The 20,188-nt window shown below is 44.3% G+C and carries 15 protein-coding genes and 2 pseudogenes; 11 read left to right on the forward strand and 6 right to left on the reverse strand.

The window, feature by feature from the left end; translation table 11 throughout:
* Nucleotides 1-281 (forward strand): annotated as a pseudogene (locus tag DW640_RS24090) (N-acetylmuramoyl-L-alanine amidase); the annotation flags it as partial.
* An 8-nt stretch (nt 282-289) separates the two neighbouring features.
* On the opposite strand, the gene DW640_RS19940 reads toward DW640_RS24090, so the two are convergent.
* The 6 genes from DW640_RS19940 to DW640_RS19965 all read right to left on the reverse strand — a co-directional run bounded on the left by DW640_RS19940 (nt 290) and on the right by DW640_RS19965 (nt 8,214).
* Complete coding sequence (locus DW640_RS19940; protein WP_072067275.1) at nt 290-1,477, reverse strand: glycosyltransferase family 2 protein; 1,188 nt, start codon at nt 1,475-1,477, stop codon at nt 290-292.
* 19 nt (nt 1,478-1,496) lie between these two features.
* Nucleotides 1,497-2,396 carry a glycosyltransferase family 2 protein gene (locus DW640_RS19945; RefSeq protein ID WP_032850742.1) on the reverse strand — a complete coding sequence of 300 codons (900 nt, stop codon included), beginning with the start codon at nt 2,394-2,396 and terminating at the stop codon, nt 1,497-1,499.
* 3 nt (nt 2,397-2,399) lie between these two features.
* Nucleotides 2,400-3,887, reverse strand: a complete 1,488-nt coding sequence (locus DW640_RS19950) for an O-antigen ligase (RefSeq protein WP_199610433.1) — start codon at nt 3,885-3,887, stop codon at nt 2,400-2,402.
* Nucleotides 3,871-6,099 (reverse strand): hypothetical protein, encoded by a 2,229-nt coding sequence (locus tag DW640_RS19955; RefSeq protein ID WP_117578869.1) that lies wholly within the window; start codon nt 6,097-6,099, stop codon nt 3,871-3,873. The genes DW640_RS19950 and DW640_RS19955 overlap by 17 nt, the downstream gene beginning before the upstream one ends.
* Nucleotides 6,100-6,109: 10 nt before the next feature.
* Nucleotides 6,110-6,859: a TolC family protein gene (locus DW640_RS19960; RefSeq protein ID WP_072067277.1), complete on the reverse strand. Its 750-nt coding sequence runs from the start codon at nt 6,857-6,859 to the stop codon at nt 6,110-6,112.
* A 125-nt stretch (nt 6,860-6,984) separates the two neighbouring features.
* The gene (locus DW640_RS19965; RefSeq protein ID WP_074855808.1) at nt 6,985-8,214 is read right to left on the reverse strand and encodes a BamA/TamA family outer membrane protein; all 1,230 of its coding nucleotides are present in this window, start codon (nt 8,212-8,214) and stop codon (nt 6,985-6,987) included.
* Nucleotides 8,215-8,415: 201 nt separating this feature from the next.
* On the opposite strand from DW640_RS19965, the gene DW640_RS19975 reads away from it, so the two are divergent.
* The 10 genes and pseudogenes from DW640_RS19975 (at nt 8,416) to DW640_RS20020 (ending at nt 20,091) form a co-directional block, all read left to right on the forward strand.
* Nucleotides 8,416-9,816: a C1 family peptidase gene (locus DW640_RS19975; protein WP_054960224.1), complete on the forward strand. Its 1,401-nt coding sequence runs from the start codon at nt 8,416-8,418 to the stop codon at nt 9,814-9,816.
* 65 nt (nt 9,817-9,881) lie between these two features.
* Nucleotides 9,882-11,352: pseudogene (locus DW640_RS19980) on the forward strand (Na(+)-translocating NADH-quinone reductase subunit A).
* Between the two features lie 48 nt (nt 11,353-11,400).
* The gene (locus DW640_RS19985) at nt 11,401-12,573 is read left to right on the forward strand and encodes an NADH:ubiquinone reductase (Na(+)-transporting) subunit B (RefSeq protein WP_048692090.1); all 1,173 of its coding nucleotides are present in this window, start codon (nt 11,401-11,403) and stop codon (nt 12,571-12,573) included.
* A gap of 12 nt (nt 12,574-12,585) precedes the next feature.
* Nucleotides 12,586-13,260, forward strand: a complete 675-nt coding sequence (locus DW640_RS19990; protein ID WP_008765873.1) for a Na(+)-translocating NADH-quinone reductase subunit C — start codon at nt 12,586-12,588, stop codon at nt 13,258-13,260.
* Between the two features lie 20 nt (nt 13,261-13,280).
* Nucleotides 13,281-13,922 carry an NADH:ubiquinone reductase (Na(+)-transporting) subunit D gene (locus tag DW640_RS19995; RefSeq protein WP_008763479.1) on the forward strand — a complete coding sequence of 214 codons (642 nt, stop codon included), beginning with the start codon at nt 13,281-13,283 and terminating at the stop codon, nt 13,920-13,922.
* A gap of 83 nt (nt 13,923-14,005) precedes the next feature.
* Nucleotides 14,006-14,632 (forward strand): NADH:ubiquinone reductase (Na(+)-transporting) subunit E, encoded by a 627-nt coding sequence (gene nqrE / locus DW640_RS20000; protein WP_008763480.1) that lies wholly within the window; start codon nt 14,006-14,008, stop codon nt 14,630-14,632.
* Nucleotides 14,633-14,650: 18 nt separating this feature from the next.
* Complete coding sequence (gene nqrF / locus DW640_RS20005; protein WP_008763481.1) at nt 14,651-15,925, forward strand: NADH:ubiquinone reductase (Na(+)-transporting) subunit F; 1,275 nt, start codon at nt 14,651-14,653, stop codon at nt 15,923-15,925.
* 155 nt (nt 15,926-16,080) lie between these two features.
* On the forward strand, nt 16,081-17,415 hold the full coding sequence (locus tag DW640_RS20010; RefSeq protein ID WP_048696257.1) for a DEAD/DEAH box helicase: 1,335 nt from the start codon (nt 16,081-16,083) through the stop codon (nt 17,413-17,415).
* Nucleotides 17,416-17,988: 573 nt separating this feature from the next.
* Entirely contained in the window at nt 17,989-19,056 is a 1,068-nt protein-coding gene (gene serC, locus DW640_RS20015; protein WP_008763483.1) for a 3-phosphoserine/phosphohydroxythreonine transaminase, read from the forward strand.
* Nucleotides 19,057-19,170: 114 nt separating this feature from the next.
* On the forward strand, nt 19,171-20,091 hold the full coding sequence (locus DW640_RS20020; protein ID WP_090614395.1) for an NAD(P)-dependent oxidoreductase: 921 nt from the start codon (nt 19,171-19,173) through the stop codon (nt 20,089-20,091).
* The last annotated feature ends 97 nt before the right edge of the window (nt 20,092-20,188 follow it).

Genomic DNA, 20,188 nt, shown 5'->3' on the forward strand with positions numbered 1-20,188 from the left:
TTGAACGGATAGGAGCTCATGCGAAAGGATTCAACCGGACAAGTATCGGCATTTGCTATGAGGGCGGACTTGACTGTCACGGGCGGCCTGCCGATACCCGTACCGAATGGCAGGTACACTCGATGCATGTGCTTGTGCTTACGTTGCTGCGTGATTATCCCGGTTGCCGGGTGTGCGGGCATCGTGATCTGAGCCCTGATCTGAACGGGAACGGGGAGATCGAGCCGGAGGAATGGGTGAAGGCTTGTCCGTGCTTTGATGCGGAGGAGGAGTGGGCTTGACGAAGGCCTTATTCTTCTCCGTGCTCGGTATGAATAAACTTTTTGTTCGCTCCTTTCAGTCGGAACATATTGGCTATCATTGCCAGTGCCAGTGTCGGAATCTGCAGGATTGCTTTTCCTAATTTCCGGTTCAGCAACTTTCCCGGCACAGGTATGATCATGGCGGCAACTTGAGCGGCTGACAGTATCCACCATTTGATGGCTGTATACCATTCGTATCCTCCGCTTTGCAGACTCATTAGTAAGCCGATTGCGGTAAAGAGTAAAGTGAAACCGAAAACTCCCGCCAGTTGTATCAGACGGGGAGGCAGCATCCATTGAAGAATCTTGTCGCAGTAGTCGATATTTCCTTGAATCAGTGCTTTCGGGAAATCGGGCAAGGAAGCCCGCAATGCACCGTATTGTGCTGCAATCCATCGTTTACGCTGATTTTTGATACCTTCTTTTTTCTGTGTTTTTTCATCGTATACAGGCAGTTGTTCCAGATATTCGATATGAATGCGTTGTTTTAGCAACAGGGCTTCCAGCTCCTTGTCTTCGCCCGATGTTTGCAGATGTCCTACATTTCGGCGGAACCAATGAACGTCGAATGCCATTCCGGAACCGGCTAATCCGGCTGACAATCCTATCGCGTTGTGCCCGCTACGGAAGAATCCGTTGTTTATTTCTTCGCTGATCGCATCCAGAACAGCGATGTCTGTATTCATGTTTTTTCCTGTGCGGTGGGCTTGTACGGCATGCAGGCCGGACTCAAAAGCACGGTTGATTTCTGCGAGGAAATTGGGAGTCGTTACATTGTCGGCATCCATGATCACTACTACGTCATAAGATTCGTTGGCAGTGACGTTCATTGCCAGCGTAAGGGCTTTGGCTTTGGAACTATTGGTATAGTCGGCTACTTGCAAACAGATGGGGAGTGTTTGTAGGGCAGCATTCGTGTCCGGCTGCATCTGATCGGAGATGACAAGAACGTCGTACATTTCTTTGGGGTATTCCTGTTCGAGGAAATTACGGATAGTGGAGACGATCACCCTGTCTTCCTTGTATGCAGGGAAGAGTACAAGAAAACGACGCAGGATACGTGCTTCGGAAAGTTTTCGCGGACGATAGAATTTGGAAGCAATGGCGTAGAACAGCAGATAACCGACACAAAGTGCCAGGAGAATAAAGAGAATCCAATCAATAAAGGTATACATGGTCTTTCATTTTTAAGGGTTATCGGATAGGAGAGGTGATAGAAAAGCTTCTGACAACACCTTTCCATACTGTGGCAAATAAATCGAAACGACCTTTCAGGGCAAACTGAAGGCTGTTTTTTCCGGCAGCTATGGTAGATTGATAAAGAATGGAGAGCAGCCGCTGAGCACCTTTCCGGTTGCGGCGGGTGTAGAGCAAACGGTTGCGCGTCATGTAGAAAGTACGTAGCTTGCTGAACTGTCCGGTGCTCTGGCTTTCTTTGTGGAAGATGGTGCAACGAGGCTCATACCATAGTTCGTAACCGGCATTTGTCATCTGTGTACACCAGTCCATTTCTTCATAATACAGGAAGAATATTTCCGGCATTTCTCCTACTTTCTCAATGACTTCACGTTTTACCATGAGTGCCGCCCCATGCAGGTAGGGGGTCGTGTGCGGGGTGTCGAACGTGCCGTCGTCCGGACAGCCGAAACCTGTCATTTCGTTGCGTATAGTGATTGCCGACAGGGAGGTGAATCCGGCAAACTGTATGTTTTGCGGAGGAAAGGCAAAGCGTATCTTCGGAGAGACGGCTCCGATGTTTTTCTGACTTTCCAGTCGCTCTGTCAGGTAGTGGAATCCGTCTGATTCAACATAAGTGTCATTGTTTATCAGAAAGATATAGGCTCCTTTGGCTACTCTGATCCCCAGATTATTTCCGCCAGAGAAGCCTAGGTTAGACTCGCTCCGCAGGGTGACTATATCGGAATATAGCTCCTTGATTTTAGTCGCTTCGTCTTCGCGCGAAGCATTGTCTACGACGATGATTTCATAGCTCACGGAATGTACATGTGTTTGCAGCGATTCTATTAATTCGCAAGTGTCTTTAAAGCCGTTGTAGCAAACTGTGATAAAGGAGACTTGAGGTTCGTTCATCATAATCTATTGTTCGTTTTTCAGTTCTGTTTCTTTACTTTGCTGCATCCGCTTGTCAATGTACGGTCCTGCGAAGCAGAGGGCAAAGGCTGTGTATATGGGGATGGAGTTGGGATATTGCATCACGTCGTTGGCATAGGCTGCCAGATAGAATCCGGCAGCGGTACAGAGCCAGGCAGTAAGTAAGCCTCGCAGGCGTTTGTTCATGATCTTGAACATCAGTATCCATCCGCACCATGCAAAAAGGACTCCGTGAACAGCCAGGTAGAGAACTAGACCGATGATTCCGGTTTCTACCCATACTGAGACTAACCAGGAATCCGGTGGATAGGGCATACGTTCTTTGGGATAGAAACGGTCGCCTTTGGATAACCCTATCCCATATCCAAAAGGCTTGTGAATCATCAATTCTCTCATTCTCTTTCGATTGTCTACACGTAATTGATAGGAAGCGTCTTGGCTAGGACGAAATGCAGAACGCATCTTGCGGATATATTGATTGTCATCTCCTATATTGGTACATACAAAAAACAAGAATAACAAGGCAAGAACTGAAATACCTGTAATACATGCTTTGCGATTGCGTGAAAGAATAATGAAACTCCCTAAAGCACCGATAGGCAGAGCTATCGCAGCCCGTGTTCCAGAAATTCCCATTCCGTAAATGGCGGCAATAATGACAATTATAAAATAGATTTTCAGCCATACACCTTTTATATAAAAAAGTGAAATTCCAAAAAGTGAAACACCCATAGCCATGTGTACGCCGAAGTTCGCTGCATCACTGAAGAATGAGAAATAACGAATACCGGACCAAATAATATGAGTTCTTGCTCCTCCCAAAACGTATAAAAAATACTGCTCACGTTCATTAAAACCACAGTTTTTTTGCCAATATCCTTTGGCTGCTGCCAAGAGGATGAAAAGAGACCATATAATTAGAAGCCACTGAATCCCCTTGATGTTACGGATTGCTAACGGTACGATGACAGCACATACAATAGGATATATGAGATAATGGGTGATGGAGATATTCCATGCTGCCTGAACATTGTTCGGATTAGCTATCTCTAATATGCAATAAACTCCCCATATCAGAAAAAGCATAAGCATACCATTACGACTTTCCGACCAGTCAATTTTTTCATGCATTCCGTACGCAAAGAGCAAAACAACGGCAAACAATGTACACATTGATGTTGCTACTCCCAATGGTATGTCTGTCACTGCATAAGCTGCTGCCAGCAGGAATTGGAGAATGAAAAGTGTATAGAAACTTTGCTTTGAATATTTGATAATTAATAAGAAAATAACTGTCATTAAAGGTAATGAACTAATCGTCAGAAAGAAAGGAAGGGAAGTACGAAAGAACATTTTGTATAATATATACAATCCTCCTGCCAATAGTAAATGTACCCATCCTTTATTGGCAAAATAGTTACCGGCTACTGTTAAGTATTGACTGTATTTTCCTTTATCATTCGTCATCTTCATCTCCTGATGTTGCCGGCTGCTTCTTTCTTTTTGTGAACGTAAATATACTTTCTGTCAATGCTAATTGTGACAGTCGGTATACTATTTTCCTCCAAAGTGTATATGGTGGAAGCATACCAGTGTAGTCTTCAACCACATTGCGGGATGCGTGTGTCAAGTAAACATAAAGTGGAGTTTTACCTACTTGTTGACTTAGCTTTTCTGACAAGAGCTTATCGGTCTCTTTCCAACCACGGTCAGCACGGGCTACGAGTATATTTAGATTAGCTTCTTGTAGTAATTCCAGCGATATGCTAGCTTCCCGCAGATTGGGATATTCAACGATGAGAATATCTTCTTCCTCTGATGTGTATAGATCGGTAATGCTTTTGGCCAGGTTGTATTCTCGTGAATCAATTCTGAAGTCTGACTTCCATGTTATTACTTTTGTTTTAAGTCCGATACTGTTCCAGTATTTTTTTAGGGCTTCGATCACATAACTTTTGCCTTCCCCGCCTTCTGTGCTAATAAAATTGATAATGTAGGGCAATCCTTCTTTCTTTTGCTGACAGAAACGAAGGATACTATTGCTTAACTGTTTTGTAGCTATACTTTTTGATTCTTCAACATAATTGTGATACTCTAAAATAGAGTCTTTTGGAAAGGCGCCTAACATCGGAAGTCCAATCAAACGACGTGTACGAATAGAATCGCGTAGAGTACGGTCTAATAATTCAAGAATTAAGAAGAACCCCAAAATAAATATGAAGGTACCGGCACACGCTGCCATCACCATTTTTTTCAAAGGAGTGGGCATGGCACTGATCGGATATGCCGGAGCATTTAATACTTTTAATGCAGCGGAGGTCATTTCCAAATTTTTTCTACGCATGAGGGCATCATTATAGCTTTTCAATACAGACAAGTAATTTTGCTCTATAAAAGTTATGTTACGCTCTTGACGTTTGATAGTGGAACCTACTGGTGCAAACTGTCTGTATTTCTCGTTGAGGTCTATACGGCTTTGCTGTATAATTTGTAAGTCTGATTTGGCTTTTTCGTATTGCATGGTTACTTCAAGCCACTGTTCTATGATGTTCTCTTTAGCTATTCCTTCTTTGGTATATTTGTTCTCTACATATTTGTTTGAAAGCTCGGAAAGCTCCTTGCGCGTTTGATTTAAGCGATTCCTATATTCCTGTAATGAGGCTTCTTGATTCTGATGATCACTTGAAATCGTCTCCATTTCTGAGATTTTTCCTGTAAGCGAAGCGGCTTCATTTAGTTTATCCAAGAACTGAAGATTGTTGATTACATGTTTGGCATTGCTGCCCATTTGCTTTTCCAGTTCGTTTAACATTGCTTTGGCGCTATTGTATGCAATCAGTACGTTTTGTTCACGTAACTCAAACTCTTTGTTGATGGCAGCGATTTCTTTGGTCTCATCGTAATAATTAATAACACGTTTTTCTACGTTATATTGCGTTAGTGAGTCTTCTTTAAGCCGAAGTTCCTTTCCGATGCGTTGAAGTTCGCTTTTAAAATATTCGATAACTTTATCTGTTTCACCATAGCGGATTGCACTGTATTCGTTTACAAATTCTTTGGTCAGGATGTCGATGGTATTATAGGCGATACCCGGATCACTTGCCGTATAACTTATTTCAATCAGATCGCTGGCACCTTTACGCGCTACTCTGATTGCTCTGAGATCATTATAAGAGTAATAGGGCAAATTATAATAGAATACTCCATAGAGATAGTTTGCTTGAGTCGGTCTCAAGTAATTGAAAAAGTTGGCTACCGTTTTATCTTCGCTGTTTTTATCTATTAATGACAGTATTTCTTTCCCGTTCGGACTATTCTTTAGGTGTTCATATATTCTGTTGTAATTGCTGGCTTTGATGAATTCATTGTCTTCTTTTGGATTACCTTTGATCAGACTTCGGGCATATAATCGCATAGATACCCGTTTGAGTGTACTTTCAGCCTTGATAATGTTCATTAGGTTATCCATAGCGTTCTGAGTTGTCGCCCAATCCACTTTGTTATTTCCACCTTCTAGATTGTAGCCGGAAGCAGCGCCAGTGTAGAGGGTTGCCTCTACGTTATATGTTTTGCCTATCATGCGTTTTCCAAAATAGTAAACAGCAAATGTTATAATGGCTGTTCCAATTAGTAACCACCAACGGATACGATATAGGAATCTGCTGATATAAAGGATGTATTCCATAAATGTATGTTTATTTGTTTCTTAAAATGGGAGTGTGGGTGACTAACTCAAGTATCATTAAACTCTTGCTTAACTCGAATTTGCTGTTTTCGAATTTCTCTTGTGCGTCAGATTGGCGAGATTTTTCAGATGATAAAGTTCCCGAATCAATAGCTCCATTCGAGAAATCCTTTTCAGCTATACTATATTGTACATTAGCAAGCATGAGGGCTTCGGCATTAAGTTTAAGAATGTTTAATTGGGAGGTCGCAGTTGCGTATAGAAGGATAATTTCCTTTTTCATTTCCTCAAACTTAACTTCTCTTTCAAGTTGGGCGGTACGTACATTCAGTTTTTGGCGTTTTACCCGCGCTGTCAAGTCAAAGAGACCGTCCAAAGGAATGTTGACTCCTGCACCTACTGTATATCCGTTCTGTGCCTGTGTTGCATAGGTCAGGTAAGGTGCAATTGCTACATCTGTATAAGTAGACTCGTTACCGAACATACCATATTGGTAGCTGCCCCGTAAACTGAAAAAGCCTAAGAAGGCACGCTTCTCTTTTGCCAGAAGTTTCCGTTCAATTTGTTCTTTTACTGAAGCTAATTCGTAAGTCGGAGCGCTTTTTGCGTTCTCGAAAAGAAGATCCAGCGGTGGAAGTGTAATGCTGGAATAATCACTTGGCTGTAGTTTTGAGTAATCGCTTACCTCTTGCGCAGTTACGCTTCCCATGGAGGCAAACAAAAATAATAATCCTCCGAAGAGGTATTTGATTTGTTTCATAAATTAACCCTATTATCTGCTTTTGCTGTGTTATAGCAACGCAAATATAAGGATTAATTTTATTTAATGATGTTCTTATGGAATCATTTTATCATCTTTCTTGTTAATTATCGGCAAATACTTGTTTAGAATGCCTCCGTCATATTGAAATAGAACAAATTCTGCTTGTTCACCATGTCTCTGCCGAAGTCGAGGCGGACGTTCATACGGGGCTGAACTTCAATACGTAAACCGAGTCCCAGATTAGGAAGTACACCTTCGATTTTGCCTGGAGTAGGGCCCATGAAACCGCATCCTCCCCACGCTACATAGCCTACATGATTCAGCATCTTCTTCACCCAATTGCTTTTGTCCGTATTTATCATCTGACGGTATTCTGCCATCATCACGTGGGATGACTTGTCGCGAAACTGTCCCATGTAGTAACCACGAAGGTCGAAAGGAGTGCCGCTGAGCGCGTATTTAGTCAATGGAACATTGCCGAATACATTCTTTGTCTGCACCGTCCAAGCCAATACTTTACGTTTGCCGAGGGTCTTGTATTGGCGGTAGTCTATTTCTAAACGGTAGAAATTATTATCGCTTCCGAAGGCTTTGTTGTACATCATCCCACGAAAGTCCAGATACGTTCCCCGGTAAGCATTGGCGGGAACGTCACGGGTGTCGTATGTCAACAGGAAGCCGAGCCCGGAGCTGAGGTTAGAGTAGCCGTGATCCGTACCGCCGGCAGCAATATACGATGGTTGCTCTATCATCCCTGCGGCGGGTTTAGTGATCTTGTCATAATTGAAGTCAATCTGCGGACCGGCAAAGAAGTTGCTTTTCCCCAGACGGAATAAAAACCACGGATTCACCTGCACACCGCTATAACGGTATTCGCTGGTGTCTTCGCCACGCGGATAGTCCTTGTTGGTGCTGTATCCGATGCCGTAGAAATTTTCCAGTGTATTCTTATATGCGAAGACTCCGAAGATGCGGAAGCGGTCGCCCTTGAAGAAAAGCTGCGGTTTGGTGAACAGGTTCAGTCCTCCTTCGAACATCAGGGCGATGGCCATCGGCACCACCGAACGTTGCTGGGTAGTATCACTCGGATTCATCCGGAACGTCATCAATGCACTACCGCCGATCAGTAATCCGAAGTCCGGAGTATAGCTGGGGCCACCTAATATATTATAATGTAGATTACGTTTGGCTACACGCTGACGTCGCAATTCTTTTTTGGAAAGGGTGGGGGTGGAATCTGTCGGGGCTACCCCGACTTCGTCAACAGAAGTTGTAGTCGTTTGCAGTTCATCGCTTTTTACTGCCGTGTCAGCCGTTTGAGCTAACGAAATATTGATGAATAGAAACATCATCAATATACCTATTATATATCTTTTCATATTCTTTCTTGAAATCCGCTGCAAAGGAAACTATTTTATTTCGATTAGTTTTCATTCTCATAGATAATAAATCTAAAAAAGAATCGTATTTTTGCCAATTAATAATATGTAAAACGAAATTGCCAACGGATTACTATTAGCATACAGGCAAAGTTAATTTATAAACGATCTATAATGAATAAACGAATTTTATCAGTTTTTGTTTGCTGTGCCCTTTACTATTCTGCACAGGCACAGGACGCGAAAGGCGGCATCAGCACTGACATGATGCAGCAAATCAAACAGAGTTATCAAGGCACTTCTACCGACAAGGCTATCCGGAACGCCATCAGCAACAACGACATCCGCAAGCTTGCCCTGAACCAGGACAACATGAAGGGGATGGATACACATTTTTCTGTCAAAGTGAACTCCAAGGGGATCACCGACCAGAAATCGTCCGGACGCTGCTGGCTCTTCACCGGCCTGAACGTAATGCGTGCCAAAGCCATCGATAAATACCATCTGGGTTCTTTCGAATTCTCGCAAACCTATCCTTTCTTTTTCGACCAACTGGAAAAGGCCAACCTTTTCCTTCAAGGCGTCATCGACACCAGCGACAAGCCTATGAACGATAAAATGGTGGAATGGCTGTTCCGCAATCCGTTGAGCGACGGCGGTACATTCACCGGAGTAGCGGACATCGTAAGCAAATACGGCCTCGTCCCCAAAGACGTGATGCCCGAAACGAACAGCAGCGAAAACACCGCCCGCATGGCGAATCTGATCGCTCTGAAACTTCGCGAACAGGGGTTACAACTCCGTGACATGGCTTCGAAAAAAGCTAAACCTGCCGCTATAGAGAACGCTAAAGTGGAAATGTTGAGCACCATTTACCGTATGCTTGTTCTGAACTTGGGCGTACCTCCTACAGAATTTACCTGGACGCAATATAATGTCAAAGGTGAGCCTGTAGAAACCGCCACCTACACCCCGCTTTCTTTTCTGAAGAAATACGGTGACGAAAAGCTGATTGACAACTACGTCATGCTCATGAACGACCCCAGTCGCGAATACTACAAATGTTATGAAATAGACTACGACCGCCACCGCTACGACGGCAAGAACTGGACATACGTCAACCTCCCGATCGAGGACATCAAGGAGATGGCCATCGCCTCTCTGAAAGACAGCACCATGATGTATTACTCCTGCGACGTCGGCAAGTTCCTGAACTCTGACCGTGGTCTGCTCGACGTCAAAAACTATGATTACGACTCATTGATGGGCACCACCTTCGGCATGGACAAGAAGCAGCGTATTCAAAGCTTTGCCAGCAGCTCCAGTCACGCCATGACCCTCATGGCAGTCGATCTGGACAAAAACGGAAAACCGACCAAATGGATGGTTGAAAATAGTTGGGGTGCCGGAGCCGGCTATCAGGGACATCTCATCATGACCGACGAATGGTTCAACGAATATACCTTCCGTCTTGTTGTGGAAACGAAATACGTGACCCCGAAAGCACTCGAAGTCTTGAAACAAAAACCGATCCGCCTGCCGGCGTGGGATCCAATGTTTGCCGGCGAAGAATAACCAACCGACAATCACGTTGCATAGACTTGTGCGCGCAGGTCTTCCAGCCTACTTTATTAAAGAACGTGTGCGAACACAAAAGGAATTACGGATATTTTTCCGTAATTCCTTTCTTTTTTCCTCCCGAATCACATTATTATTTATTACTTTTGCGGCAAATTTTATGAAACCATTATTTTATATAGCATGGCAAATGTAATAAAGTTACGTAAAGGCCTTGACATAAACCTGAAAGGTAAAGCTGCTGAGACGTACACAACAGTGAAAGAGCCGGGATTTTACGCACTCGTACCCGATGATTTTCCTGGAGTGACACCGAAAGTGGTTGTGAAAGAGCAGGAATATGTGATGGCCGGTGGACCCTTGTTTATCGACAAGTATCATCCTGAAGTGAAATTTGTTTCGCCCGTGAGTGGCGTAGTGACGAGCGTTGAACGTGGTGCTCGCCGTAAGGTATTGAACATCGTAGTGGAAGCTGCCGCAGAGCAGGACTACGAAGAATTTGGTAAGAAGAACGTATCCTCTATGGATGCGGATGCTGTGAAGTCCGCGCTTCTTGAAGCAGGTCTGTTTGCGTTTATCAAGCAACGTCCGTATGACATCATTGCAGACCCGACGGTAACACCGAAGGGCATCTTTGTTTCCGCATTCGATACCAATCCGCTGGCTCCCGACTTCGAATTTGCTCTGAAAGGCGAAGAAGCAAACTTCCAGACAGGTCTTGATGCCCTCGCCAAAATGGCAAAAACTTACCTGAGCATCAGCGTGAAACAGAAAGCCGCTGCACTGACACAGGCTAAGAACGTTACAATCACCGCTTTCGACGGACCGAACCCTGCCGGTAACGTAGGCGTTCAGATCAACCACCTCGACCCCGTTTCAAAGGGCGAAACTGTGTGGACAATCGATCCGCAAGCCGTTATCTTCATCGGTCGCCTCTTCAATACAGGCCGTGTGAATTTTACCCGCACAGTAGCCGTGACAGGTTCCGAAGTGTTGAAACCTGCTTACTGCAAACTTCAGGTAGGTGCATTGCTGACTAACGTATTTGCCGGAAACGTAACAACTGACAAAGATTTGCGCTACATCAGTGGTAACGTGCTGAGTGGCAAACAAGTTTCTCCTAACGGATTTTTGGGCGCTTTCCACAGCCAACTGACTGTAATCCCCGAAGGTGACGACGTTCACGAAATGTTCGGATGGATCATGCCGCGCTTCAACCAGTTCAGTGCCAACCACTCATATTTCAGCTGGTTGATGGGCAAAAAGGAATATACGCTGGATGCACGTGTCAAAGGCGGCGAACGCCACATGATCATGTCCGGCGAATATGACAAGGTATTCCCGATGGACATCATGCCCGAATATCTGATTAAAGCGATCATCGCCGGTGATATCGACCGCATGGAAGCGCTGGGTATCTACGAAGTGGCTCCCGAAGACTTCGCACTCTGCGAATTCGTCTGCTCTTCGAAGATGGAACTCCAACGCATCGTCCGTGCCGGACTTGATATGCTCCGTGCTGAAATGGCATAATCCGCATGGCAAATTGTAAATTGTAAATCGTAAAATAGTAATATATTAATGAAAGCGTTAAGAAATTATCTCGATAAGATAAAGCCGAACTTTGAGGAGGGCGGTAAATTCCACGCATTCCAGTCGGTGTTCGACGGCTTCGAAACATTCCTGTTCGTGCCCAGCAAGACTGCGAAAACGGGAACGCACATACACGACGCGATCGACAGCAAGCGTATTATGTCGATTGTGGTTATTTCGTTAGTACCGGCGCTGCTGTTCGGTATGTACAACGTAGGTTACCAGCATTTCACCCACACAGGTGCTACTGGCAGCTTCATCGAAATGTTTATCTACGGATTCCTGGCTGTATTGCCTAAAATTATCGTATCATACGTTGTCGGTCTGGGTATTGAGTTCGTCGTAGCTCAATGGAAGAAGGAGGAAATTCAGGAAGGATTCCTTGTTTCCGGTATTCTGATCCCGATGATCGTTCCGGTAGACTGTCCGCTTTGGATTCTTGCCGTAGCAACTGCATTCTCTGTTATCTTTGCAAAAGAAGTATTCGGTGGTACGGGTATGAATGTGTTCAACGTAGCGTTGATCACCCGTGCATTCCTGTTCTTCGCATATCCTACCAAGATGTCCGGTGACGCCGTTTGGGTATCGGGCGATACCATTTTCGGTATGGGACAGGCTGTAGACGGTCTGACTGTGGCTACCCCGCTGGGACAAGCCGCTACAACGGGTACGGTTCCTGCATTCAACATGGATATGATAACAGGTCTTATTCCCGGTTCTATCGGTGAAACAAGTGTGATCGCCATCCTGATCGGTGCCGTTATCCTGCTGTGGACAGGCGTTGCAAGCTGGAAGACGATGCTTTCTGTATTCGTTGGTGGTGCATTCATGGCCTGGGTATTCAATGCTATCGGCATGGAAAACAACACAATGGCTCAGATGCCTTGGTACGAACACCTCGTACTGGGTGGTTTCTGCTTCGGTGCCGTGTTCATGGCTACCGACCCTGTGACATCCGCACGTACGGAAAGAGGTAAATACATCTTCGGATTTCTGATCGGTGTGATGGCTATCGTTATCCGCGTACTGAATCCGGGTTATCCCGAAGGTATGATGCTTGCCATCCTGCTGATGAACATCTTCGCTCCGCTGATCGACTACTGTGTAGTACAGAGTAATATCAGCCGTCGCGAGAAACGCGCTGTTAAGTCTAACCAATAATACCGAATGAAAATGAATACAAATAGTAATAGTTATACTATCATTTATGCTTCGGTAATGGTTGTTATCGTTGCATTCCTGCTGGCATTCGTTAGTTCTTCACTGAAAGCTACACAAGACAAGAATGTGCAGTTGGACACTAAAAAGCAGATTCTTGCTGCATTGAACATTAAAAATGTAGAAGATGCTGATGCCGAATATCAGAAATATGTAAAAGGTGATATGCTGATGAACGTAGACGGCACGCTGACTGAAAACACAGGTGAGTTTGCCACTAACTACGAGAAAGAAGTGAAAGAACACCAACGTCTGCACGTATTTGTATGTGATGTAGATGGTCAGACTAAATATGTGGTTCCTGTATACGGTGCCGGTCTTTGGGGCGGTATCTGGGGATACGTTGCTCTGAACGAGGACAAAGACACAGTTTACGGTGTATACTTCTCACACGCAAGTGAAACTCCGGGTCTGGGTGCTGAAATCGCTACTGACTGGTTCCAACACGAATTCGCAGGCAAGAAGACACTGGAAAACGGTGCCGTTGCTCTGGGTGTTGTTAAGAATGGCAAGGTAGAAAAAGCTGATTACCAAGTGGACGGTATCTCTGGTGGTACGATCACTTCGGTAGGTGTGGATGCTATGCTGAAGGCTTGTCTGAATAATTACATAAGTTTTTTAACTAAATAATAAGGAGGAGGATAAAGAATATGGGACAACTGTTTTCAAAGAAGAATAAAGAAGTATTCTCTGCTCCGTTGGGAATCGATAATCCGGTAACCGTACAGGTGCTTGGTATCTGTTCTGCACTTGCTGTTACTGCCAAGCTGGAACCCGCCATTGTGATGGGACTTTCAGTTACTGTGATTACAGCGTTTGCCAATGTCGTTATTTCACTGTTGCGTAAGACGATTCCAAATCGTATCCGTATCATCGTTCAGTTGGTAGTGGTTGCTGCTTTGGTTACCATCGTTAGTGAAATTCTGAAAGCGTTTGCATACGATGTAAGTGTACAGCTCTCTGTTTATGTAGGTTTGATCATTACCAACTGTATCCTGATGGGACGTCTGGAAGCATTTGCCATGCAGAACGGTCCTTGGGAATCATTCCTTGACGGAGTTGGTAACGGTTTGGGTTATGCCAAGATTCTGGTAATCGTAGCTTTCTTCCGCGAACTGCTCGGTTCGGGAACTTTGCTTGGTTTCAATATCCTGAATTATGAGCCTATCCAGAATATCGGTTATGTAAACAACGGTCTGATGTTGATGCCGCCGATGGCATTGATTATCGTAGCTTGCATCATCTGGTATCAGCGTGCACGTCACAAAGAACTGCAAGAAGAAAGTAATTAATATAAATGAAGGGTGAAGAAGGATGAATGAAGGTAACACTCATAAACTCGAAATTCTTCATTCTTAATTTTTAATTAAAATATATGGAACATTTATTAAGTTTATTCGTCCGCTCCATCTTTGTGGACAACATGATATTCGCGTTCTTCTTGGGTATGTGCTCATATCTGGCTGTATCGAAGAATGTGAAGACTGCCGTAGGACTGGGTATAGCCGTAACATTCGTGTTGCTGGTTACGCTTCCGGTGAACTATTTATTGCAAACCAAGGTGCTGGCTGCCAACGCTATCATTGAAGGTGTTGACCTCAGCTTCCTGAGTTTTATTCTTTTCATTGCCGTTATTGCCGGTATCGTGCAATTGGTGGAGATGGTGGTAGAACGTTTCAGCCCGTCGCTGTATGCTTCACTGGGTATCTTTCTGCCGTTGATCGCCGTTAACTGTGCTATCATGGGTGCTTCTTTGTTTATGCAACAACGCATCAACCTGGGTGCAAGCGATCCGAAATACATCGGTGATGTATGGGATGCGCTGTCTTACGCACTCGGTTCGGGTATCGGCTGGCTGCTGGCTATCGTCGGTCTGGCTGCTATCCGTGAGAAAATGGCTTACTCTGATGTACCTGCTCCGCTAAAAGGTCTGGGTATCACATTTATCACTGTAGGTCTGATGGCAATCGCATTTATGTGTTTCTCTGGTTTGAACATCTAAAAAGAAAGGAATAAGACAATGGATATGAATTTAATATTATCAAGCATTGGGGTATTCCTTGTGGTTATTCTGTTGCTTGTTGTTATCTTGCTGGTTGCCAAGAAATTTCTGGTACCGTCAGGTAACGTGAAACTAACGATCAATGGCGAAACAGGACTGGAAGTAGAGTCCGGTTCCACATTGCTTAATACGCTGGCCGTAAACGGTGTATTCCTGTCATCCGCTTGTGGTGGCAAGGGTTCTTGCGGACAGTGCAAATGTCAGGTACTCGAAGGTGGTGGCGAAATCCTGCCTTCTGAAGTTCCTCACTTCAGCCGTAAACAGCAACAAGACCACTGGCGTCTGGGCTGTCAGGTGAAAGTGAAGAGTGACATGGCTATCAAGATTGACGAGTCTGTACTCGGCGTGAAAGAGTGGGAGTGCGAAGTGATCTCCAACAAGAATGTGGCTACATTTATCAAAGAGTTTATCGTGGCATTGCCTAAAGGCGAACACATGGACTTTATCCCGGGTTCTTACGCACAGATCAAGATACCTAAATTCTCAATGGATTATGATAAGGACATTGATAAGAGCCTGATCGGTGAAGAATATCTGCCTGCATGGGAGAAATTCGGTTTGCTGGGCTTGAAATGTAAGAATGAAGAGGAAACAATCCGTGCTTACTCTATGGCCAACTATCCTGCAGAAGGTGACCGTATCATGCTGACTGTACGTATCGCTACCCCTCCGTTCAAGCCGAAAGAACAAGGTCCCGGATTTATGGATGTAATGCCGGGTATCGCTTCTTCTTATATCTTTACGCTGAAACCGGGTGACAAGGTAATAATGAGTGGGCCTTATGGAGACTTCCATCCGATTTTCGACTCTAACAAGGAAATGATGTGGATCGGTGGTGGTGCCGGTATGGCTCCGTTGCGTGCACAGATCATGCACTTGACGAAAACATTGCATACGACCGACCGCAAGATGTCATACTTCTATGGTGCCCGTGCGCTGAACGAAGTATTCTATCTGGAAGACTTCCTGCAAATTGAAAAGGATTTCCCGAACTTCACATTCCATCTGGCACTCGACCGTCCGGATCCTGCTGCTGATGCTGCCGGTGTGAAATATACTCCGGGCTTCGTACACAACGTAATTTATGAAACTTACTTGAAGAACCACGAAGCTCCTGAAGATATTGAATACTATATGTGTGGTCCTGGTCCGATGTCGAAAGCTGTAGAGAAGATGCTCGACGATCTGGGCGTTCCGGCTCAGAACCTGATGTTCGATAACTTTGGAGGATAATCTTCGGAAGTTGATTTCCGGTCGGAGAGGACCGGAAGAGTAACATAAAGAAACTGGCGGGAAATCTGTAAAAGACAATGGTGCTTTTCAGATTTCCCGCTTTCTTTATGCACTATCTTACCGAATCTTTTCGTCCTTTTTGTATCTTTGTCCCCATGTTAGAGAAAAATGAAATAATACAGTCCGCTCTTCAGAATTTGAAGATTGAATCTTTGAACCCGATGCAGGAAGCTGCGCTCGAACAGGGCACGGGCAGGAAAGATGTTATCCTGTTGTCACCGACAGGATCGGGTAAGACGTTGGCATATCTTTTGCCTCTGTTGCTTATCCTAAAACCGAATGATGACAGCGTGCAGGTGCTGATTCTGGTGCCTTCCCGTGAGTTGGCTTTACAGATAGATACCGTATTCCGGAGCATGGGAACTTCCTGGAAAACGTGTTGCTGCTACGGCGGGCATCCCATTGCCGAAGAAAAGAAAAGCATTGCAGGAAATCATCCTGCCATCATTATCGGTACTCCGGGACGTATCACCGACCATCTGTCCAAAGGGAACTTTGATCCCGAAACAATCGAGACTTTGATTATCGATGAGTTTGATAAATCGCTGGAGTTCGGCTTTCATGATGAGATGGCAGAGATCATTACCCAGCTTCCGGGATTAAAGAAACGTATGCTGCTGTCGGCTACTGATGCCGAAGAAATTCCTCAGTTTACGGGACTGAACCGGACAGTCAAACTGGATTTTCTTCCGGAGGCAACCGAAGAACAGGAAAACCGGTTGAAGCTGATGAAGGTGCTTTCTCCTTCCAAAGATAAGATTGCTACGCTTTACAACTTGCTTTGTACATTGGGAAGCAGTTCCAGCATTGTTTTCTGCAATCATCGGGATGCGGTGGATCGTGTGCATAAGCTGCTCGAAGATAAGAAACTATCAGCCGAACGTTTTCATGGTGGTATGGAACAGCCGGATCGGGAACGGGCATTGTATAAGTTCCGTAACGGAAGCTGTCATGTACTGATCTCTACCGACCTTGCTGCCCGTGGACTTGATATTCCGGAGATAGAGCACATCATTCACTATCATCTGCCTGTGAACGAAGAAGCGTTTACACATCGTAACGGACGTACGGCACGTTGGGATGCAACAGGTACTTCTTATCTGATTCTTCACACAGAAGAGAAACTACCTGAATATATTCCCGAAGATATAGAAACGATGGAACTGCCGGAAAATCCTTCGCGTCCTCCCAAATCAGTCTGGACTACTATATATATAGGTAAAGGAAAGAAGGAGAAACTGAGCCGGATGGACATTGCCGGATTCCTTTATAAGAAAGGTAATCTGACGCGTGAAGATGTAGGTGCGATTGATGTGAAAGAGCATTATGCTTTTGTTGCCGTTCGTCGGGCAAAAGTGAAGCAACTCCTGAATCTTATTCAAGGGGAAAAAATCAAAGGAATGAAGACTATCATTGAGGAAGCTAAATAAAGGGAGCCGAAAAACAACAGGTGTTCTCAAAGCTGAAAGGGGAATTTCAAGAACCAAATAGGTGATTGGGATGCTGCAATGACGAAATGATCGGCTTTGTCATTACAAATAATATCACTTTTCTGAAGTGGGAGATATCTTCCCCGGATGACAGAGTAAAATGATAGTAGAAAAATATTTCTGTGACAGTCTCCATTTCTTTTCTTTTAGGAAGGTATTGGAGACTCCTTTCTTTCTGACTTATTTTTATAATTTTAGTCTCGTCGCTTGTTAGGGTGAGAAATCCTCGTTTTTCTCTGTCTTTCTTAATAAATATTCATTTTATAACCGTTTTCCTTTCACTTTATAACCGATTATTTCCCACAGGTTATATTTTCACCTTTTATCCCTTGCTTGATATGTATGGATAACAATATGGTGTATATATCTTGTATAAACCAATAAAAAGAAAGAGAAATCTGCTTTAGAACAGTATTTTTATAAGGAAAGATTTGTGCACCGGAAATAAATTCGTAAATTCGCAAGGTCAAAAGACATAAACTAACGAAATGTTAAACCAAAAACAAACTTCAAATGAAAAAGCATAATTTCAATGCAGGACCTTCCATTCTTCCGCGTGAGGTGATAGAGGATACAGCGAAGGCTATTTTAGATTTCAACGGCTCTGGTCTCTCCCTGATGGAAATCAGTCACCGTGCCAAAGACTTCCAACCTGTGGTTGACGAAGCAGAGGCATTATTCAAGGAATTACTCAATATCCCCGAAGGTTATTCGGTACTGTTCCTTGGTGGTGGTGCTAGTATGGAGTTCTGCATGGTACCTTTCAACTTCCTTGAAAAAAAGGCTGCTTATCTGAATACAGGTGTGTGGGCAAAGAAAGCGATGAAAGAAGCTAAGGGGTTTGGTGAAGTCGTAGAAGTTGCTTCTTCCGCTGAAGCTACATATACTTACATCCCGAAAGATTACACAATTCCTGCTGACGCAGATTATTTCCACATAACTACCAATAACACGATTTACGGTACAGAATTAAAAGAAGATCTCAACTCTCCGGTTCCGATGGTTGCCGATATGTCTTCTGATATTTTCTCTCGTCCGATCGACGTTTCCAAATATATCTGTATCTATGGTGGTGCGCAGAAAAATCTGGCTCCTGCCGGTGTTACATTCGTTATCGTGAAGAATGATGCGGTAGGTAAAGTTTCTCGTTACATCCCGTCAATGCTAAACTATCAGACTCATATCGATAACGGTTCTATGTTCAACACTCCTCCGGTAGTGCCTATCTATGCTGCACTGTTGAACCTGCGTTGGATTAAGGCACAGGGTGGTGTGAAAGAAATGGAACGTCGTGCTATCGAAAAGGCTGATATGCTGTACGCTGAAATCGACCGTAACAAACTGTTCGTAGGTACTGCTGCCAAAGAAGACCGTTCACGCATGAACATCTGTTTCGTGATGGCTCCCGAATACAAGGATCTGGAAGCTGACTTCATGAAGTTCGCTACAGAAAAAGGTATGGTAGGTATCAAAGGACATCGTTCAGTGGGTGGTTTCCGTGCATCTTGCTACAATGCTCTGCCGAAAGAAAGTGTACAAGCTTTGATCGACTGCATGCAGGAATTTGAAAAACTTCATTAATAATATAAATAGAGTCACCACAGATTGCACGGATTTACACTGAAATCTTATTGAATATAGTGTGTAGGCCGGTGAAGTCTGTGGTGAATCTTTTTTAAAAGATACAGATAAATTATGAAAGTACTTGTAGCTACTGAAAAACCGTTTGCCAAAGTTGCTGTAGACGGTATCCGTAAAGAAATCGAAGCAGCCGGATATGAGCTTGCTTTGCTGGAGAAATATACCGATAAAGCACAGTTGCTGGATGCAGTGAAAGATGCTAATGCTATCATTATCCGTAGTGATATTATTGATGCAGAGGTGCTGGATGCTGCTAAAGAACTGAAGATTGTAGTTCGTGCTGGTGCCGGATACGATAATGTAGACCTGACTGCCGCTACCGCTCACAATGTTTGCGTGATGAATACTCCGGGACAGAACTCCAATGCTGTTGCCGAACTGGCTTTGGGCATGATGGTATACGCCGTTCGTAACTTCTATAACGGTACTTCCGGTACAGAATTGATGGGCAAGAAACTGGGTATCCATGCATACGGAAACGTTGGTCGTAACGTTGCCCGTGTAGCTAAAGGCTTCGGAATGGAAGTGTACGCCTATGACGCTTTCTGTCCGAAAGAAGTGATTGAGAAAGATGGCGTGAAGGCACTTGACTCTGCAGAAGAACTGTACAAGACTTGTCAGGTAGTGTCTCTTCATATCCCGGCAACTGCTGAAACGAAGAACTCTATCAACTACGCTTTGCTGAAAGAGATGCCAAAAGGCGCTATGCTGGTGAACACTGCCCGTAAGGAAGTGATCAACGAAGCCGAGCTGATCAAATTGATGGAAGACCGTGCCGACTTCAAGTATATGACAGATATCATGCCTGCTGCTAATGTGGAATTTGCTGAGAAGTTTGCAGGACGTTATTTCTCTACTCCGAAGAAGATGGGTGCACAGACTGCCGAAGCAAATATCAATGCCGGTATTGCTGCCGCTCAACAGATTGTTGGTTTCTTGAAAGACGGCTGTGAGAAGTTCAGAGTAAACAAATAATGAGATGAATAGTAAGGCTGCTTATCGTTGTTCAGTCACTTATTTGATGATAGGTGCTGGTGTACATTAAGTAGTATATTCAGAAATATGTTATCAG

The sequence above is a fragment of the Bacteroides sp. AM23-12 genome (genome assembly GCF_003434395.1).
Lineage (GTDB): Bacteria > Bacteroidota > Bacteroidia > Bacteroidales > Bacteroidaceae > Bacteroides > Bacteroides thetaiotaomicron.